Source organism: Miniimonas sp. S16 (assembly GCF_057748195.1).
On the sequence record NZ_CM173242.1, the window covers coordinates 2,557,779 to 2,572,322 of the forward strand.

General features: G+C 76.4%; 13 protein-coding genes. 9 read left to right on the forward strand and 4 right to left on the reverse strand.

The features are described 5' to 3' along the window. The first annotated feature begins 91 nt into the window (after nt 1-91). Nucleotides 92-901, forward strand: a complete 810-nt coding sequence (locus AC3AQ1_RS11175; protein WP_108719029.1) for a hypothetical protein — start codon at nt 92-94, stop codon at nt 899-901. Between the two features lie 128 nt (nt 902-1,029). Here the strand turns inward: AC3AQ1_RS11175 and acs are convergent, their stop codons facing one another. From acs to AC3AQ1_RS11190, 3 genes are all read right to left on the reverse strand, one after another. Further along, complete coding sequence (gene acs / locus AC3AQ1_RS11180) at nt 1,030-3,027, reverse strand: acetate--CoA ligase (RefSeq protein ID WP_108719030.1); 1,998 nt, start codon at nt 3,025-3,027, stop codon at nt 1,030-1,032. Between the two features lie 214 nt (nt 3,028-3,241). Beyond that, entirely contained in the window at nt 3,242-4,357 is a 1,116-nt protein-coding gene (locus AC3AQ1_RS11185; RefSeq protein WP_108719031.1) for a hypothetical protein, read from the reverse strand. A 75-nt stretch (nt 4,358-4,432) separates the two neighbouring features. After that, nucleotides 4,433-5,611, reverse strand: a complete 1,179-nt coding sequence (locus AC3AQ1_RS11190; RefSeq protein ID WP_108719032.1) for a hypothetical protein — start codon at nt 5,609-5,611, stop codon at nt 4,433-4,435. A 378-nt stretch (nt 5,612-5,989) separates the two neighbouring features. Between AC3AQ1_RS11190 and AC3AQ1_RS11195 the strand changes: the two genes are divergently transcribed. From AC3AQ1_RS11195 to AC3AQ1_RS11225, 7 genes are all read left to right on the forward strand, one after another. Beyond that, complete coding sequence (locus AC3AQ1_RS11195) at nt 5,990-7,003, forward strand: CpaE-like family protein (protein ID WP_159096520.1); 1,014 nt, start codon at nt 5,990-5,992, stop codon at nt 7,001-7,003. Nucleotides 7,004-7,088: 85 nt separating this feature from the next. Beyond that, on the forward strand, nt 7,089-8,261 hold the full coding sequence (locus tag AC3AQ1_RS11200) for a TadA family conjugal transfer-associated ATPase (protein WP_234417482.1): 1,173 nt from the start codon (nt 7,089-7,091) through the stop codon (nt 8,259-8,261). After that, nucleotides 8,258-9,172: a hypothetical protein gene (locus AC3AQ1_RS11205; protein ID WP_159096521.1), complete on the forward strand. Its 915-nt coding sequence runs from the start codon at nt 8,258-8,260 to the stop codon at nt 9,170-9,172. The genes AC3AQ1_RS11200 and AC3AQ1_RS11205 overlap by 4 nt, the downstream gene beginning before the upstream one ends. Next, nucleotides 9,169-9,699, forward strand: coding sequence for a type II secretion system F family protein (locus AC3AQ1_RS11210; RefSeq protein WP_159096522.1), 531 nt, complete (start codon nt 9,169-9,171; stop codon nt 9,697-9,699). Before AC3AQ1_RS11205 ends, AC3AQ1_RS11210 begins: the two co-directional genes overlap by 4 nt. Nucleotides 9,700-9,961: 262 nt before the next feature. Continuing rightward, entirely contained in the window at nt 9,962-10,204 is a 243-nt protein-coding gene (locus AC3AQ1_RS11215; RefSeq protein WP_108719036.1) for a DUF4244 domain-containing protein, read from the forward strand. 26 nt (nt 10,205-10,230) lie between these two features. Further along, nucleotides 10,231-10,545: a TadE family type IV pilus minor pilin gene (locus AC3AQ1_RS11220; protein ID WP_108720171.1), complete on the forward strand. Its 315-nt coding sequence runs from the start codon at nt 10,231-10,233 to the stop codon at nt 10,543-10,545. Nucleotides 10,546-10,628: 83 nt separating this feature from the next. Continuing rightward, nucleotides 10,629-10,982, forward strand: coding sequence for an Rv3654c family TadE-like protein (locus tag AC3AQ1_RS11225; RefSeq protein WP_108719037.1), 354 nt, complete (start codon nt 10,629-10,631; stop codon nt 10,980-10,982). A 176-nt stretch (nt 10,983-11,158) separates the two neighbouring features. Here the strand turns inward: AC3AQ1_RS11225 and AC3AQ1_RS11230 are convergent, their stop codons facing one another. Continuing rightward, nucleotides 11,159-13,864, reverse strand: coding sequence for a DEAD/DEAH box helicase (locus AC3AQ1_RS11230; RefSeq protein WP_234417483.1), 2,706 nt, complete (start codon nt 13,862-13,864; stop codon nt 11,159-11,161). Between the two features lie 170 nt (nt 13,865-14,034). Between AC3AQ1_RS11230 and AC3AQ1_RS11235 the strand changes: the two genes are divergently transcribed. After that, the gene (locus AC3AQ1_RS11235; RefSeq protein ID WP_108719038.1) at nt 14,035-14,463 is read left to right on the forward strand and encodes an META domain-containing protein; all 429 of its coding nucleotides are present in this window, start codon (nt 14,035-14,037) and stop codon (nt 14,461-14,463) included. Nucleotides 14,464-14,544 lie beyond the last annotated feature (81 nt).

Sequence of the window (14,544 nt, forward strand, 5' to 3'; positions counted from 1 at the left end):
TCCGCTTTCGCCGGCTCGACGCGACCTCGGGGCGTCGTCGAGCCACCGTTGAGTCACCGTCGAGCCACCGTCGGGCGGAGAAGGGGCGCACATGCTCGGACTGACACTCGCGCTCGTCGCGTGCCTGATGTACGGCGGGGCCACGCTGCTGCAGGCCGCGGGGACCAGAAGAGCCGAGGGTCTGGGGGCGTTCGTCCAGCCGCTGGTGGTCGTCGGACTCGTGATCGACGGGCTCGCGTTCGGCGTCTCGCTCCTCGCGTACGAGAAGGCCCCGCTGTTCGAGGTGCAGACGATCATCGCTGCGGCCGTCGTGGTCTCGGTGCTCGGCGCCCCGCGGGTGCTGCCCGGCGTCGCGCTGCGCCGCGTCGACCTGGTCGGCGCGGCCGTCGTGGTGCTGGGGCTCGTCGTCGTGGCTGCCGCCGCGGGTCCGGACGCCTCCGTCGAGCCCCCGTCGGGCTTCGTGACCGTGCTCCTGGTGCTCACCGGCGTGCTCGTCGTGGCGACCGCGGCGAGCTACCGGTGGGCGCCGTCGTGGCTCATGGCGGTGCTCGCCGGACTGGGCTTCTCCCTGGTCGCGGTGGGGGCGCGGGCGGCCGAGGACGGGACGTCGTTCTGGCAGATGGTGCTGAGCCCGATCGCCCTCGTGGTGCTCGGCGGCGGCGCGGTCGGCGTGGTGGGCAACATCCGGGCCCTGGAGAGGGGCAGCGTCGCGATCGCCGCCTCCGTCGTCTCGGTGATCGAGGTCGTCATCCCGTCCGTGATCGGGATCGCGGTGCTGGGCGACGGCGTCCGGTCGGGGTGGGGCGTGCCGCTCGTCCTGGGCATCGCCGTCGCCCTCGGCGGGTGCGTGCTGCTCAGCGCAAGTCCCGCCAACACCGCCACCGAGGCCGCGTCGGCCTGACTCACCTCGGCCCGGGCGACGTCAGCCCGAGCGACGACGGCCTGACTCACCTCGGCCCAAGTGACGTCGGCCCGGTCGATGCGGCGGCACCGACCGGACCGATCCGACGTCCGCCCCGGCGAGCTCGCTCAGTCGGCGGCGGGCTTGGCGAGCCCCTGCTGGATGAGGCTCATGACGCCGGAGTCCGCGAGCGTCGTGACGTCGCCGACCGAGCGGTTCTCGGCCACGTCGCGCAGCAGGCGGCGCATGATCTTGCCCGACCGCGTCTTCGGCAGCTCGGACACCACGAGGATCGACCGCGGCTTCGCGATGGGTCCGATCGCCTGTCCGACGTGGCCGCGCAGCGTGGCGACCACCTCGGCGTCGTCGTCGGGCCGGTCCGCCGCCTCGTCGCCGCCCCGCAGGATGACGAACGCGACGACCGCTTGACCGGTGGTCTCGTCCGCGGCGCCGACGACGGCGGCCTCGGCGACCCACGGGTGGGACACCAGCGCCGACTCGATCTCGGTGGTGGAGAGCCGATGCCCGGACACGTTCATCACGTCGTCCACCCGGCCCAGCAGCCAGATGTCGCCGTCCTCGTCCTTCTTCGCGCCGTCGCCGGCGAAGTACACGCCCGGGAACCGGGACCAGTACGTCTCCGCGAACCGCTTCTCGTCGCCCCAGATGCCGCGCAGCATCGAGGGCCACGGCTCGGTGAGCGCGAGGTAGCCACCCTCGCCGTTCCCGACGGCGTGACCCGCGTCGTCGAGCACCTCCGCGACGACTCCGGGCAGCGGGGTCTGCGCCGAGCCGGGCTTGGTCGCGGTGACGCCGGGCAGCGGGCTGATCATGATGGCGCCGGTCTCGGTCTGCCACCACGTGTCGACGATCGGCGCGCGGTCGCCGCCGATCACCCGGCGGTACCACATCCACGCCTCGGGGTTGATCGGTTCGCCGACGCTGCCGAGCAGGCGCAACGAGGACAGGTCGAACCCGGCCGGGATGTCCTCGCCCCACTTCATGCAGGTGCGGATCGCCGTCGGGGCGGTGTAGAGGATCGTCACGCCATACTTCTGCACGATCTCCCACCAGCGGCCCTTGTGCGGGGTGTCGGGCGTGCCCTCGTAGATGACCTGGGTCGCGCCGTTGACGAGCGGGCCGTAGACGACGTAGCTGTGCCCGGTGATCCAGCCGATGTCCGCGGTGCACCAGTAGACGTCGGTCTCGGGCTTGAGGTCGAAGACCGCGTGGTGGGTGTACGCGGCCTGCGTGAGGTAGCCGCCCGTGGTGTGGAAGATGCCCTTCGGCTTCCCCGTGGTGCCGGACGTGTAGAGGATGAACAGCGGGTGCTCCGCGTCCACCCAGACCGGCTCGTGCTCGGCGGAGGCCTGCGGCACGACGTCGTGCCACCACACGTCGCGCTGTGGCGTCCACGCGACGTCGCCGCCGGTGCGGCGCACCACGAGCACGTGCTCGACGGCGGTCCCACCCTTCGCGAGCGCGTCGTCCACCGCGGGCTTCAGCGGGCTCGCACCGCCGCGGCGGTACCCGCCGTCGGCCGTGATGACGAGCTTGGCCTCGGCGTCGAGGATGCGGCTGTGCAGCGCCTCGGCGGAGAAGCCGCCGAACACGACCGAGTGCGGGGCGCCGATCCGGGCGCAGGCCAGGAGCGCGACGACGGCCTCGGGGATCATCGGCAGGTAGATGGCGACCCGGTCGCCGGTGCCGACGCCCAGCGCGCTGATCGCGTTCGCGGCCCGGGCGACGTCGGCAGCGAGTTCGCCGTAGGTGATCCGGCGCTGCTCGCCGTCCTCGCCCTCCCACAGGATCGCGACGCGGTCGCCGTTCCCGGCCGCCACGTGCCGGTCCACGGCGTTGTAGGCGGCGTTCAGCCGGCCGTCGGTGAACCAGCCGTACCGCGGCGCGGCGGAGTCGTCCAGGACGGTCTCGAACGGGGTCTGCCAGTCGAGGAGGGCGCGGGCGTTGTCGGCCCAGAACCCGAGCCGGTCGGCGTCGGCGCGCTCGTACGCCTCGGCCTGGACGTTCGCCTGCGCGGCGAACTCGGGGGTCGGGGGGAACGTGCGCGTCTCGTGCAGCAGGTTCTCGAGGGCAGGGGAGTCCGGGGTGGACTGGACGTCGGTCATGTCAGCTCCGGCGGCGTCGACGATGGGTGACGTCCGTCACTCTACGCACGCGTCGCGGCCGCGCGGGCCGGTGTCCGGCGAGAAGAACGCGAGAAGTTCTGAGCCCCCCGAGCGAGGCTCGGGGGGCTCAGGGTGGTGCATCGGGATGCGGCTGCGGGTCCTCGCGGGTGGCAAGTGGGCGGCCGCGCGACTGCTCAGGCGTCGATCGGTCGGGTCAGTCCAGGCCGCGCGCCGCCCGCTCGGCCTTGATCCGGCCCTCGTTCCGGCCGCTGCGCCGGGTGGTGTGGGCGACGAGCGCGAGCAGCAGAAGCACGACGCCGAACGTCAGCAGCAGCCCGGACCGGCCCGTGTCGAGCAGGTAGTTGTACACGTTGGTGCCGAAGCCCTCGTTGAGGCCCGTGAACGTGTCCCGGTGGTCACGCAGCCACTGCATCGCCTCGCGCGGGAAGACGAGGAAGCCGATGCCGGCGAGCGCGATGACGCCGCCCCAGATCCAGGTCCCCAGGCTCGAGGCGCGGGTGACGAGCGCGATGACCAGCAGCGTGACCAGTCCGCCCGCGAGGCTGAGCAGGCCCGCGACGTTCACCTTGTCGTCGATCGCCTGCAGGCTCCAGAAGGTGCGCAGGGCGCCGTCGGTGAGCAGGAACCAGGCGATCGGCGCGGCGACGAGGATGCCGAGCACGCTCCACAGGTGCGCGGCCGTGCGCTTCACGGGCGGCTCGTGCCACTCCTCCTCGGGGTAGGGCTCCTTCTCCGCGGCCTGCTCGCGCAGCCGCCCGCCCGTCGAGCCGGCCAGCGCCGCCTCGTCGGCCAGCGGGACCGTGCGGCCCGGCGGCACGACCTGCGTGGTGGAGGTCTCCACCGGCCGGGTCTCCGTGTCCGTCGTCGTGGCGGCGGTCGTCGAGCCCGTCGTCGCGATCGGGGTGGTCGCGCCGACGGTCGCCCCGGTGGGCTCGGCCTCGGCGACGGGGAGCTTCGTCGTCGCCCCGGCGCCTGAGTGAGTGTCCGCGGACGCGCCGTCGGCGGACGGGCGTGCCGCGCCGCCGAACGCGCTGACCCGGGCGGGCGCCGTGCCCGCCGCGGTGGCGTCGGTCGCGCCGAGCCCACGTCCGCCGTCGGACGTGGGGTGTGCGCCGCTTCCGGCGCCCTCGGGTGTGGTCGCCCCGCCGAAGGCCGGCTCGGCCGGGCCGGAGGGTGGGGGCGGCGTGCTGCCGTCGTCGATCGGCGGCACCGGGCGGGGCGCCGAGTGCGACCCGGTCGACGCCGACTCGGGCGTCTCGTCCGCGGCGGGGCGAGGCGTGCTCTCGTCGGGCTGGTCGGGCGTGGTCATGGCGGTCCTCCTTGCGTCCCGGCCCACGCTAGGCGCACGGGGCCGCGGATCGGGGGATACGCGCCGAGGAGGACGTCAGGCGCGTCGCGCGGCGCCACGCGCGATGCGCCGCTCGCGGCGCTGCACGGCACGGCCGTCACGTCGCGCGAGGTGTGCCCCGAGGGCGCCGCCGAGCAGCGCGGCGGCGACGACCGCCGTCGTGCCCAAGCCGTCCGCGAACCACCACAACGAGGTGTCCAGGGTGTCCAGGAGCGGGGCGACGAGCGGGGAGCCGAGCGCCGACACGGCGGACGGCATCGTGTGTGCGAGCAGCGTCTGGACGGCGGACGCGAGCCAGACGAGCCCCGCGATCCCGGGCCCGAGGGAGGACGTGGCTCCCAGCGCGGCGGGCAGGAGCAGGGCCACGACGAAGGCGAGGCCGGCGAGCCAGATCGAGCTGTCGGTCATGTCCCGGTTGGCCCCCCAGAGCTCCAGGCCGTTCGTGAGCGCGACGCCGAGCACCGCCAGCACGACGCCGAGCACGAGCGAGGTGATGTGGGCGCCGAGCCTCGAGCGGGGCGGCACCGTGACGTCGCCGGCATCCTCGGTGACCTGCTCGGAGCGCTCGCTGTGGCGCCCGCGGCGTCGTGCGATCGTCGCCGCGATCGCCACCCCGAGGAGCGTGACCCCGACGGCGAGCACGCCCCCCGTCGTCAGGAGCGTCTGCGCGCCGAGCGCGAGGTCGACGCCGGCGTCGGCACCCGACGTGACGCTCGCCTCGACGCTCGGGCCGGGCAGGAGCTCGGCGAACCGGGCCGCGAGCTCGGGCCACAGCAGACCGGCGAGGCCCGAGCCCGCCCAGATGCCGCCCGCCGTTCCGGCGGCCGCCGAGGAGCGCGCCGCCCATCCGCCGTGTGCGGACAGCAGCAGCATCGCCGCGGCGAGCGCGGCCCAGGCCCACCCGGGAGCACCGCCCCGCGCCGGCGCCTGGACGAGGTCGGGAGCCGCGACGGCGAACGTGAGGAACGCCGCCGTCCCGCCGACGAGGGCGAGGGCGACGCCACCGAGGTGCCAGCGGGCGCGCGAGCGCGGCGGGACGGGGCGAGGCAGCGGCGCACCGGCCTCGTCGGGCGCGCGCGGGGTGGTCGGTGGCCCGGGGGGCGTGGTGGCCGTGGCCGTGCTCGCGGCTGCCGGCGCTGGGGCGGTCGGTGCTGCGGTGGCGGTCGCCGCCGGCAGCGCCGACGTGGCGGGAGGGTCGGACGGCGTCGTGGTCAACGGTCCTCCTTCGCTGCGTGGGGCGGTGCGGCGCCCGCGGGGTCGGTGCGGCGTCGCGATCCGTTCGGCGGGTGGTGACGCGTTCGAGTATCCCCCTGGCGGGTGCCCTCGCGCGACGCGTGGCCCGGCATCGTGCCCTGGCGTGCACGTCCGGCTGCGGGCGGGTGTGTCGTCGCGCGACGCGGGGACGGGCAGCGTGCCTGGCGTGCGCGGCTGGGTAGCGGGCGAGTGTCCGACGGGCAGCGTGCCTGGCGTGCGCGGCTGGGTAGCGGGCGGGTTGTCCCCAGCCCGGCGCGAGGTGGGTCTGCTCGGCGCCGTCCCCAGGGCACGAGCGCCTGGCGCGCGCATCGCCGCATGCTCGTGGCGGAGGTGAGGCACATGGTGCGCAGGCGGGTCGGCGGGCCGGTCGTCGCGGGCGGCGAGACGCTCGTCGCGATTCGGAGCGCGGACGAGGTCCTGATCGACCTGGTGCGGGACGTGGTGGCGTGGTGGGGCGCACAGGTGCTCGTGCGGCCGCCGGGCACGCCGCCGCCGCCCGCGCACGTCCATGTCGACAGCGCGTCCGAGCGACTGCCGGGAGACCCGTCGTGGGGCCGCGGGACGAGCATCGCGGTCTCGCGCGAGCCCGTGGCGGGTGCGATCATGCTGCCGGCCGGGGCCGAGGACCTCGCGGACGCCGTCGCGCTGGCGCTCTCGGTCGGCACCGCGCGCACGGTCGGCGTGCTGGGTGCGTGCGGCGGACTCGGGACGTCCGTGACGGCGGCGCTCCTGGCACGCTGCGCCGCCGACGCTGGTCGGTCCACCGCGCTGCTCGACCTGGCCGGGGGGATCGACCTGCTGCTCTCGCTCGAGGACGAGCCGGGTCCGCGGTGGGCGGACCTGCCGGCGGCGGGCGGCCCGTACGTGGGCGAGCAGCTCGTCGCGGCGCTGCCGACCTGGCAGCGCGTGCGGGTGCTCACGTCCGACGCGCGCGGTGGCGCCGACCCGCGGGTGCGCGACCAGGTGGCGGGAGCGTTGGCGGGAGTGGTCCGGCTGGTGGTCCTCGATCTCGGGGCCGCGCCGGGCGACCTCGCGAGTGCGGCGCTTTGCGACGACCTCGTGCTGCTCACCAGCCCCGAGGTCCGGGCGGTGGCGGCGGTGCGGGCGCAGGTCGGCCAGCTGCACGGCCGAGTGGACGGGCCCCGGCCGCACCTCGTGGTGCGCAGCGTGCGCGGGCTGGACCTGCCGCGGGGCGAGGTGGAGGAGGCGTGCGGCCTCCCGGTGCGCGCGGTGCTGCCCCACACGCGGGGGATGGCCGTCGACCTCGCGCGCGGGGTGACGCCGGGTGACCGTCGGCGTGCGGGACTCACGCGCGCGGTGCGCGGCCTCGTCCGGGAGCTGGGGCTCGCGTGACCTGGCCAGTGTCGGCGACTCCTGACCCGCCGGCGAGGGTGGACCAGGGGTTCGCTCGCGCCGTCGTCCGGGAGCTGGGGTTCGCGTGACCCGGCCCGCGGTGGACACCCCTGCCGGGGTGGCGCTCGTGCGCCGTGAGGCCGCGCGGGCGGCGAGCGCGAGCGGAGACCGGCTGCGCGTCGCCTGTCGCGACGTCATCGTCGGCTCCGGCGACGCGCTGGGGGTGCGCTCCGCCGTCGCGGGTCTCGCCGACGTGACCGCCGACCTCGCCGGCTCCGGCGCGGCGCTGCGCGAGCTGTGGCGGGATCCGGCCACCACGGACGTGCTCGTGAACGGCCCCACGGAGGTGTGGGTGGACCGGGGCGAGGGGCTGCGCAGGGTCGAGCTCGACGTCGGGGACGTGCGCCGCCTCGCGACCCGCCTGGCGGCCGCTGCCGGCCAACGGCTCGACGACGCGGCGCCGGTCGCCGACGGCAGGCTGCCCGACGGCGTCCGACTGCACGCCGTGCTCGCGCCGATCGCCGCCGGCGGCGCGTGCGTGTCGCTCCGGCGGCACGTGACCCGGGCGCTCGGCCTGGCCGAGTGGCACGCGTCGGGCGGGCTCGGACCCCTGGCGCACGAGGTGCTCGGAGCCCTCGTCGACTGCCGCGCGAACGTGCTCGTGAGCGGTGGCACCGGGACCGGCAAGACCACGCTCCTCGCCGCGATGCTGTCCCGAGCCCCCGGCACCGAGCGGATCGTGTGCATCGAGGAGGCGCGCGAGCTCGCACCCCGGCATCCGCACGTCGTACACCTGCAGGCCCGCGCGGCGAACGTGCAGGGCGCGGGCGGCGTGAGCCTGACCGACCTCGTGCGGGCCGCGATGCGGATGCGACCCGACCGGCTCGTGCTGGGGGAGTGCCGCGGCGCCGAGGTGCGCGAGGTGCTGCTCGCGCTGAACACCGGGCACGACGGCGGCATGGCGACCGTGCACGCGAACGCGGCCCCCGACGTCCCGGCGCGGTTGCAGGCGCTCGGGTCGCTGGCGGGGATGACCCCCGCGGCCGTCGCGGTGCAGGCGGTGAGCGCGTTCGACGCCGTGGTCCACGTGGTGCGGCGTGGCGGCGTGCGACTCGTGGAGCAGATCGCGGTGCTCGACCTCGACGAGGGGCGCCTGCGCGCGCGGCTCGCGCTCGTACGGCCGACCGGAGCGGGGGATCTGGTGCCGTCCGCGGCGTGGGACGTGCTCGCGCGGCGGCTCGAGCGGGGCGCGACGTGACCGGGTCGGTGCTGCTGGCGGCGCTGCTCGCGGGCGCGGGTGGTGCGCTCGCCGTGTGGGGCGTCCCTCGGCGGCGCCGCGGTGGGGCGGGTCGGGAGAAGGCGCGGGCGCGTGCGAGGGGCGGCGGAGATCGTGTGGCCTCGTGGGTGAGGCGAGCCCGCGGGCGCCGTCGAGCGCGCCCGCTCGATGCGACGGCGCTCGCGCTCGCGTGCACGGGTGCGGCGAGCCGGCTCCGCGCCGGGGCCTCGCCCGCCGACGCGTGGGCGGCCGAGCTCGGGCCGGGTGACCGCCCCGTCCAGCGGCCGACCGTCGGGGACGCGGCTGGCTGGCCGGGTCGGACAGGTCACGCGCTGTCGAGGACCGTCACCGGTGCGGGACGGCCGCTCGACGGCGTCAGCGGTTTCGGCCTCGGCTCCGGCCTCGGGCTCGGTCTCGACGGGCCGGGGCCGACCGGCCGCGCGGCGCCCGCGGCGCCTGCGGGCCTGGAGGGCGTGCCCGAGCCGCTGCTCGCGCTCGTGGGGAGCTCGGCTGCGGCGGACGGGGCCGCGGTGGCGTGCGCGGTGGCCGCACGATGCGGGGCACCGCTGGCCCACGTGCTCGACGCGTGTGCGGCCGGCGTCGCGGAGGCCGCGGCCGCCGACGCCGAACGTCGCCGAGCTCGAGCGGGGCCGGCGACGACGGCGCGCATGCTCGCCTGGCTCCCGCTCGCCGCGCTCGGTCTCGGGGCCCTGCTCGGCGCCGACGTCGTCGGCGTGGTGCGCGCCGGCGGGTGGCCGGCGCTCGCCGTCGGGCTCGGTGCGGTGCTGCTGGCCCTCGGGCACGCGTGGACGCGTGCGCTGGTCCGGGCCGCTGCCCGAGAACCGACGGTGCGTCCGCGCACCGTCGGGGTCGTCCACCGCGAGGGCACGTGATCGCGCTGGCTGCGGCACTGCTCGCGGTGGCGTGTGCGCTCGCCGTCCTGCCGCAGCCCGCGCCGTCGACGGTGGTGGCCGCGCCTCGCCGGCGGCGTGCGCTCATGCTCGACCCGCCGCTCGTCTGCGACCTGGTCGCGAGCCTGCTCGCGGCGGGCGCGTCGGTGCCCGCCGCCCTCGAGGCGCTCGGCGAGGCGGCGGGGGAGGAGGAGCTCGCCGTCGGCGCGCGGATGCTGCGCCTCGGTGCGGACTGGACGGAAGCGTTCGACCGGGTGCCCTCGGCCTGGGGACTGGTGCTCGCGCCGTTGTCGACGGCGTGGGAGCACGGTGTGGACCCCGGCCCGTCGCTCGCGGCGGCCGCCGCGGCCTGGCGCGCGCAGCGTACGGCTCGCGCGCGGGAGGAGGCCGAGCGGCTCGCGGTGCGGCTCGTGCTGCCGCTGGGGCTGTGCCTGCTCCCGGCGTTCGTGCTCCTCGGACTCGTCCCGGTCGTGGTCGCGACGGGCGGGGACCTGCTCGGCGCGTGGTGATCCGGGCGCGTGCCTTCGGTGGTGGCCGGCGCCGCCCGAGCGGGCCGCGGCGGGCGCCGCCGTGCCGGCACCCGGCGCAGGAGCGTCCCGCTCGGTCGTCACCCGATCTTCTCCGAGGGGCCGTGCCTCCCCCTCGTGTTGTCCCCACCGTGCCGACACGCGCGCCGCCCCGGGAGCGTGCACACCCCCCGTGGCGGCCCTCGGCGGTGAGGCGGAGGGTCGGGTGCAGGAGCCGAGGGACGGCTCGGGAAGAGGTTCGACGATGAGCGATGTGACCAAGCGCGTGGCCCGGCGCCTGCGCGGCTGGCAGGAGCTGGTGACGGTCGGGTTCGGGCGGCGCTGGCGGCTCGTGACGGCGCGTGCCGAGGCGGGGATGGCGACGGCCGAGTACGCCATCGTCACGCTGGCTGCCGTGGCGTTCGCCGGTCTGCTGCTCGCGATCTTCCGGGGCGGGGAGGTGCGTGACCTGCTGCTCGGGATCATCCGCGACGCCCTGTCGGTGTAGCCGTGCGCTCGAGCGAGCGCGGCAGCGTGACGGCCGAGACCGCCGTCGTGCTGCCCGCGGTCGTCCTCGTGCTCGTCGCGGTGCTCTCCGCGGGTTCGGCGGGTGTCGCGCAGCTGCGGTGCTCAGACGCCGCCCGCGTGGCCGCCCGCGCGGCGGCGATCGGCGAGGTCGACCCGGTCGCCGCCGCGCTCGCCGTCGCGGGTGTGGGGGCCGACGTCAGCGTGAGCAGCGCGGACGGGTGGGTGCACGTGGTCGTTTCTCGCGAGGTCGCCCTGCCGTTCGGGGCCGAGGTCACGGTGGTCGGACGAGCGGCCGCCCTGGACGAGCCGGGGGACCCGTGAGGTCCGGCGCGGCCCCGCGGGTCGGGGCGGCCACGGCGGCCTGCGAGACCCTAACGGGTGCGTTTCGGCGGGTCGGGGCGGCCGTGGGGAACGGCGGGCGAGCGGACCGGGAGCGCGGATCCGGGACGGTCCTCGTCCTCGGCGTGGTGGGCGCCGGTCTGGTGCTGCTCGTGATGATCGCGCTGCTCGTCGGCGTGGTGCGCGCTCGCGCACAGGCGCAGACGGCCGCCGACTTGGCCGCGGTCGCGGCGGCCACGGCGTGGTTCGACCCGGTGCGCGGCGACCCGTGCATGCTGGCCCGTCGCGTCGCTGCGGAGAGCGGTGCGGCCCTCGTCGCGTGTGCCGTCAACGACGGCCAGGCAACGGTGTCCGCGACGGTGCCGACGCCGCTTGGAGCGGCGTTCGCGCAGGCGCGGGCGGGTCCGGCTGACCGCTGACCGGCTGCTCGGCGAGCACACGTCCTGGTGGTGTCCGTCGTGCTGACGCAGGTGCTCGCGGGCACACGCTCTGCCCGGCCGCATCGCGGCGACGATCGCGTGCCGACCGCCGGCGCTCGCGGGCACTCGCAGCGCCTGCGAGGGACGGATCCGGGTCGGGCGTTCGGACGGCCGTGTCAGCTCGAGGGTGCGACCGCCCGCAGGAACGCGAGCACGCGCAGTGCGGCGCCCTTGTCCAGCGGGTGGTTCCCGTTGCCGCACTTGGGCGAGAACACGCACCGCGGGCAGCCGCGGTGACACCCGCACGACGCCACCGCCTCGTACGTCGCCTCGATCCAGCGCTGCGCCGCGCGGAACCCGCGCTCGGCGAACCCCGCGCCGCCGGGGTAGCCGTCGTGCACGATCACCGTCGGCGCGCCGGTGTCGGGGTGCAGCGCCGTTGAGACACCCCCGATGTCCCACCGGTCGCACGTCGCCAGCAGCGGCAGCACGCCGATCGCGGCGTGCTCCGCGGCGTGCAGCGCCCCCGGGACCTCGCCCGGGGCGATGCCAGTCTCGGCCGTCAGCACGTCGGTGGGGCAGGACCACCACACACCGGTGGTCGGCAGCGTCCGCACGGGCATCTCGAGCGGCACCGTGCCGATCACGGCCATCGACGGCGGCCGGCGCACGTCGTAGGACTGGACCTGGGAGGTGACCTCGACCGGCCCGTACGCCCAGGTCACGGGTCCCCACACGGCACGGGAGCGGACGTCGAGCAGCGTCGCGTGGTGCGCGGCGTGCGCCGCCGTGCGGTGGGCCGCGACCTCCGCGTGCACGAGCGCGGCGTCCTCGGTCAGCTCGTCCACCACGTACGTCCGCCCCTGGTGGACGTACACCGCGCCGGGGTGGACGACGGCGTCGGACCGCCCGCCGTCGACCGTGCCCAGGACGGTGCCGGTGGCGGTCTCGACCACCGCGACGCCAGGAGCCCCGCCCCCGCGCAGGTCCGTGAGGCGCGACGGCGACTCCGGCCGCGCGAAGTTCCAGTACCAGCCGCCCGGGCGGCGCCGCAGCAGACCGCGCTGGCCGAGCTCCACCAGCAGCGCGTCGTCCGACAGGCCGAACAGGTCCACGTCGGAGGCGGTGAGCGGCAGCTCGGCCGCCGCCGCGCACAGGTGCGGCGCGAGGACGTAGGGGTTGCACGGGTCGAACGTGGTCGCCTCGACCGCCTCGTCGAAGATCGCCTCGGGGTGGTGCACGAGATAGGTGTCGAGCGGGTTGGCGCCGGCGACGAGCACCGCGACGCCGTCGGCGCCGGCGCGCCCAGCCCGGCCGGTCTGCTGCCAGAACGACACGCGCGTGCCCGGCCAGCCGGCCATGAGCACCGCGTCCAGGCCCGAGACGTCGATGCCGAGCTCGAGCGCGTTGGTGGTCGCGAGCGCGCCCAGGCGCCCCTCGCGCAGCGCGCGCTCGAGCACCCGCCGCTCCTCCGGCAGGTAGCCGCCGCGGTAGGCGGCGACGGCGACCGACCCGCCAGCCTCCAGCGTGGGGACCGGGTCGACCACGTCGTCGGCGGCCAGCGCGCTGAGCGCGTCGAGCCCGCCGCCCGTGCGCCGGGCGAGCGTGCGGGCGGTCTCCGTCGCCACCGACTCCACCCCCGCCCGCGAGCGGACGAACGCGAGCGTGCGCCGGTCGGCGAGCACCAGGTCGGCGAGCAGGTCGGTCGTCTCCCGCAGCGCGCTGCGGCGCACCACGTCCTGCGGCGCACCCGACGGCGTGGGCGCGCTCGACGGCGTGGGCTCGCCCGACCGCGTGGGCTCGCGAGGCGACGACCGTGCGTCGACCGGGTGCGGACCCGGCGGAGCGTCGTCCGTCGTCCGATCCGAGGGGTCGCCACCTCTCGCCCACGCCGCATCGGACGGCGAGCCCGGGGACGACGCCCACCCCGGCGAGGCGGGGTAGCCGTCGTTCGCGGGCGTGCCGCCGGGTGCCTCGAGGGCCCAGTCCTCGCCGTCGGGCGCATCGACCGGCGGCGGCTCCCAGAGCGCGACGTGCCGGCGGCCCTGGGGCGCCGTCGAGCGCGTGACCGCGACGACGTCCTCGGCGCGCACGCCGATGAGTCGCGCGAGCGTCTCGCCCGGCTCGCCCGCCGTGGCGGACGCGGCGACGACCACCGGGGTCGCGCCGAGGTGAGCCGCGATCCGGAGCAGGCGGCGCAGCACGAGCGCGACGTGGGCCCCGAGCACGCCCCGGTACGCGTGGCACTCGTCGAGCACGACGTGCGTGAGGCCGCGCAGGAACCGCGACCACCGCTCGTGTCCCGGCAGCAGCGTGAAGTGCAGGAAGTCGGGGTTGCTCAGCACGACGTCCGCATGCGCGCGGGCCCAGTCGCGCTCGTTGGGCGGGGTGTCGCCGTCGCACGTGGTGACACGAACGTCGCGATCCAGGCCGCCCGCGGCCAGCAGCGCGTGGAGCGCGGACGCCTGGTCGGCGGCGAGCGCCTTGGTGGGGGACAGGTACAACACGCTCGCGCGTCGTCGGATCGACGCCACGCTGCCGGTCGGGGCGGGCGCCGCGAGCACCGCGGTCAGCGCCGGCAGCCATGCCGCGAGCGACTTGCCGGAACCGGTGGACGTCGCGAGAACCGTGTGCGCGCCGTCGTGCACCGCCTGCGCCGCCTCGACCTGGTGCCGCCACGGCGCGCTCACACCGCTGGCGCGGTAGGCCTCGACGAGGCGCGACGGCGCCCAGTCAGGCCAGAGGGCGCGCTCGCCCTCGCGCGGCGGGAGCTCGGCCACGTGCAGGAGGCTCGCGCGGCGCGCGGGGGTCGTCAGCAGCGCGTCCAGCGCGCTCGGGGCACCACCGCGCGGGACGTCGTTCACCACACTCCCCGCCGTCACCGTCCCATCCTCCCCCGCGGGTGCGACACCACCGATCGGCAAAGCCGTGACCAAGCCCCGGCCAAGCGCCGGAAAGAACTTCGTTGTCGCTGCAAGAGATCTCCGCCCCTCGACACAGAGAGAGTAGGAAGCCGCCCGGCCCTGACCCGATCTCACCAAGGAGACTCGTCATGACCCGCACCCAGACCGTCGTCCGTCCCCGCATCGCTGCCGCGTTCGCCGTCGCGCTGCTGCTGCTCACCACGGTCCTCACGTTCGGCGTCGCTGGCCGCGTCGACGCCGCGCCCGCCGCTCAGCTCCCGGTCGGGTCGTGGGTGCTCGAGAGCAACCCGGCCATCACGCTCGACGTCGCGCCCGACGGCCACGTGAGCGGCTCGGGCGGTCTCAACCGGTACGCCACCACGATGGTCGTGAACGCCGACGGCACCGTCGACTTCGCCCCGTTCATGACGACGCTCATGGGCGGCCCGAACGACGTGATGGCCGCCGAGCACGCGTTCCTGATGTTCCTCGAGGGCGTCGTGCAGGCCGACGTCGCCGGTGCGACCCTCACCCTCACCACGGGCGACGGCGTGAGCCAGGTCTTCGTCGCCGCCTGACGCGGCGCCGCCGGCCTGACGCGACACCACCTCCGACCGCACCACCTCCCACCGCACCCGAGGGCCCGACGGCGAGCGACG

What these genes read in the sequence shown, in the direction of transcription:
- AC3AQ1_RS11175 (WP_108719029.1), top strand. Translation starts at nt 92, where the DNA reads ATGCTCGGACTGACACTCGCGCTCGTCGCGTGCCTGATGTACGGCGGG.
- acs (WP_108719030.1), bottom strand. Translation starts at nt 3,027, where the DNA reads ATGACCGACGTCCAGTCCACCCCGGACTCCCCTGCCCTCGAGAACCTG.
- AC3AQ1_RS11185 (WP_108719031.1), bottom strand. Translation starts at nt 4,357, where the DNA reads ATGACCACGCCCGACCAGCCCGACGAGAGCACGCCTCGCCCCGCCGCG.
- AC3AQ1_RS11195 (WP_159096520.1), top strand. Translation starts at nt 5,990, where the DNA reads ATGGTGCGCAGGCGGGTCGGCGGGCCGGTCGTCGCGGGCGGCGAGACG.
- AC3AQ1_RS11215 (WP_108719036.1), top strand. Translation starts at nt 9,962, where the DNA reads ATGAGCGATGTGACCAAGCGCGTGGCCCGGCGCCTGCGCGGCTGGCAG.
- AC3AQ1_RS11235 (WP_108719038.1), top strand. Translation starts at nt 14,035, where the DNA reads ATGACCCGCACCCAGACCGTCGTCCGTCCCCGCATCGCTGCCGCGTTC.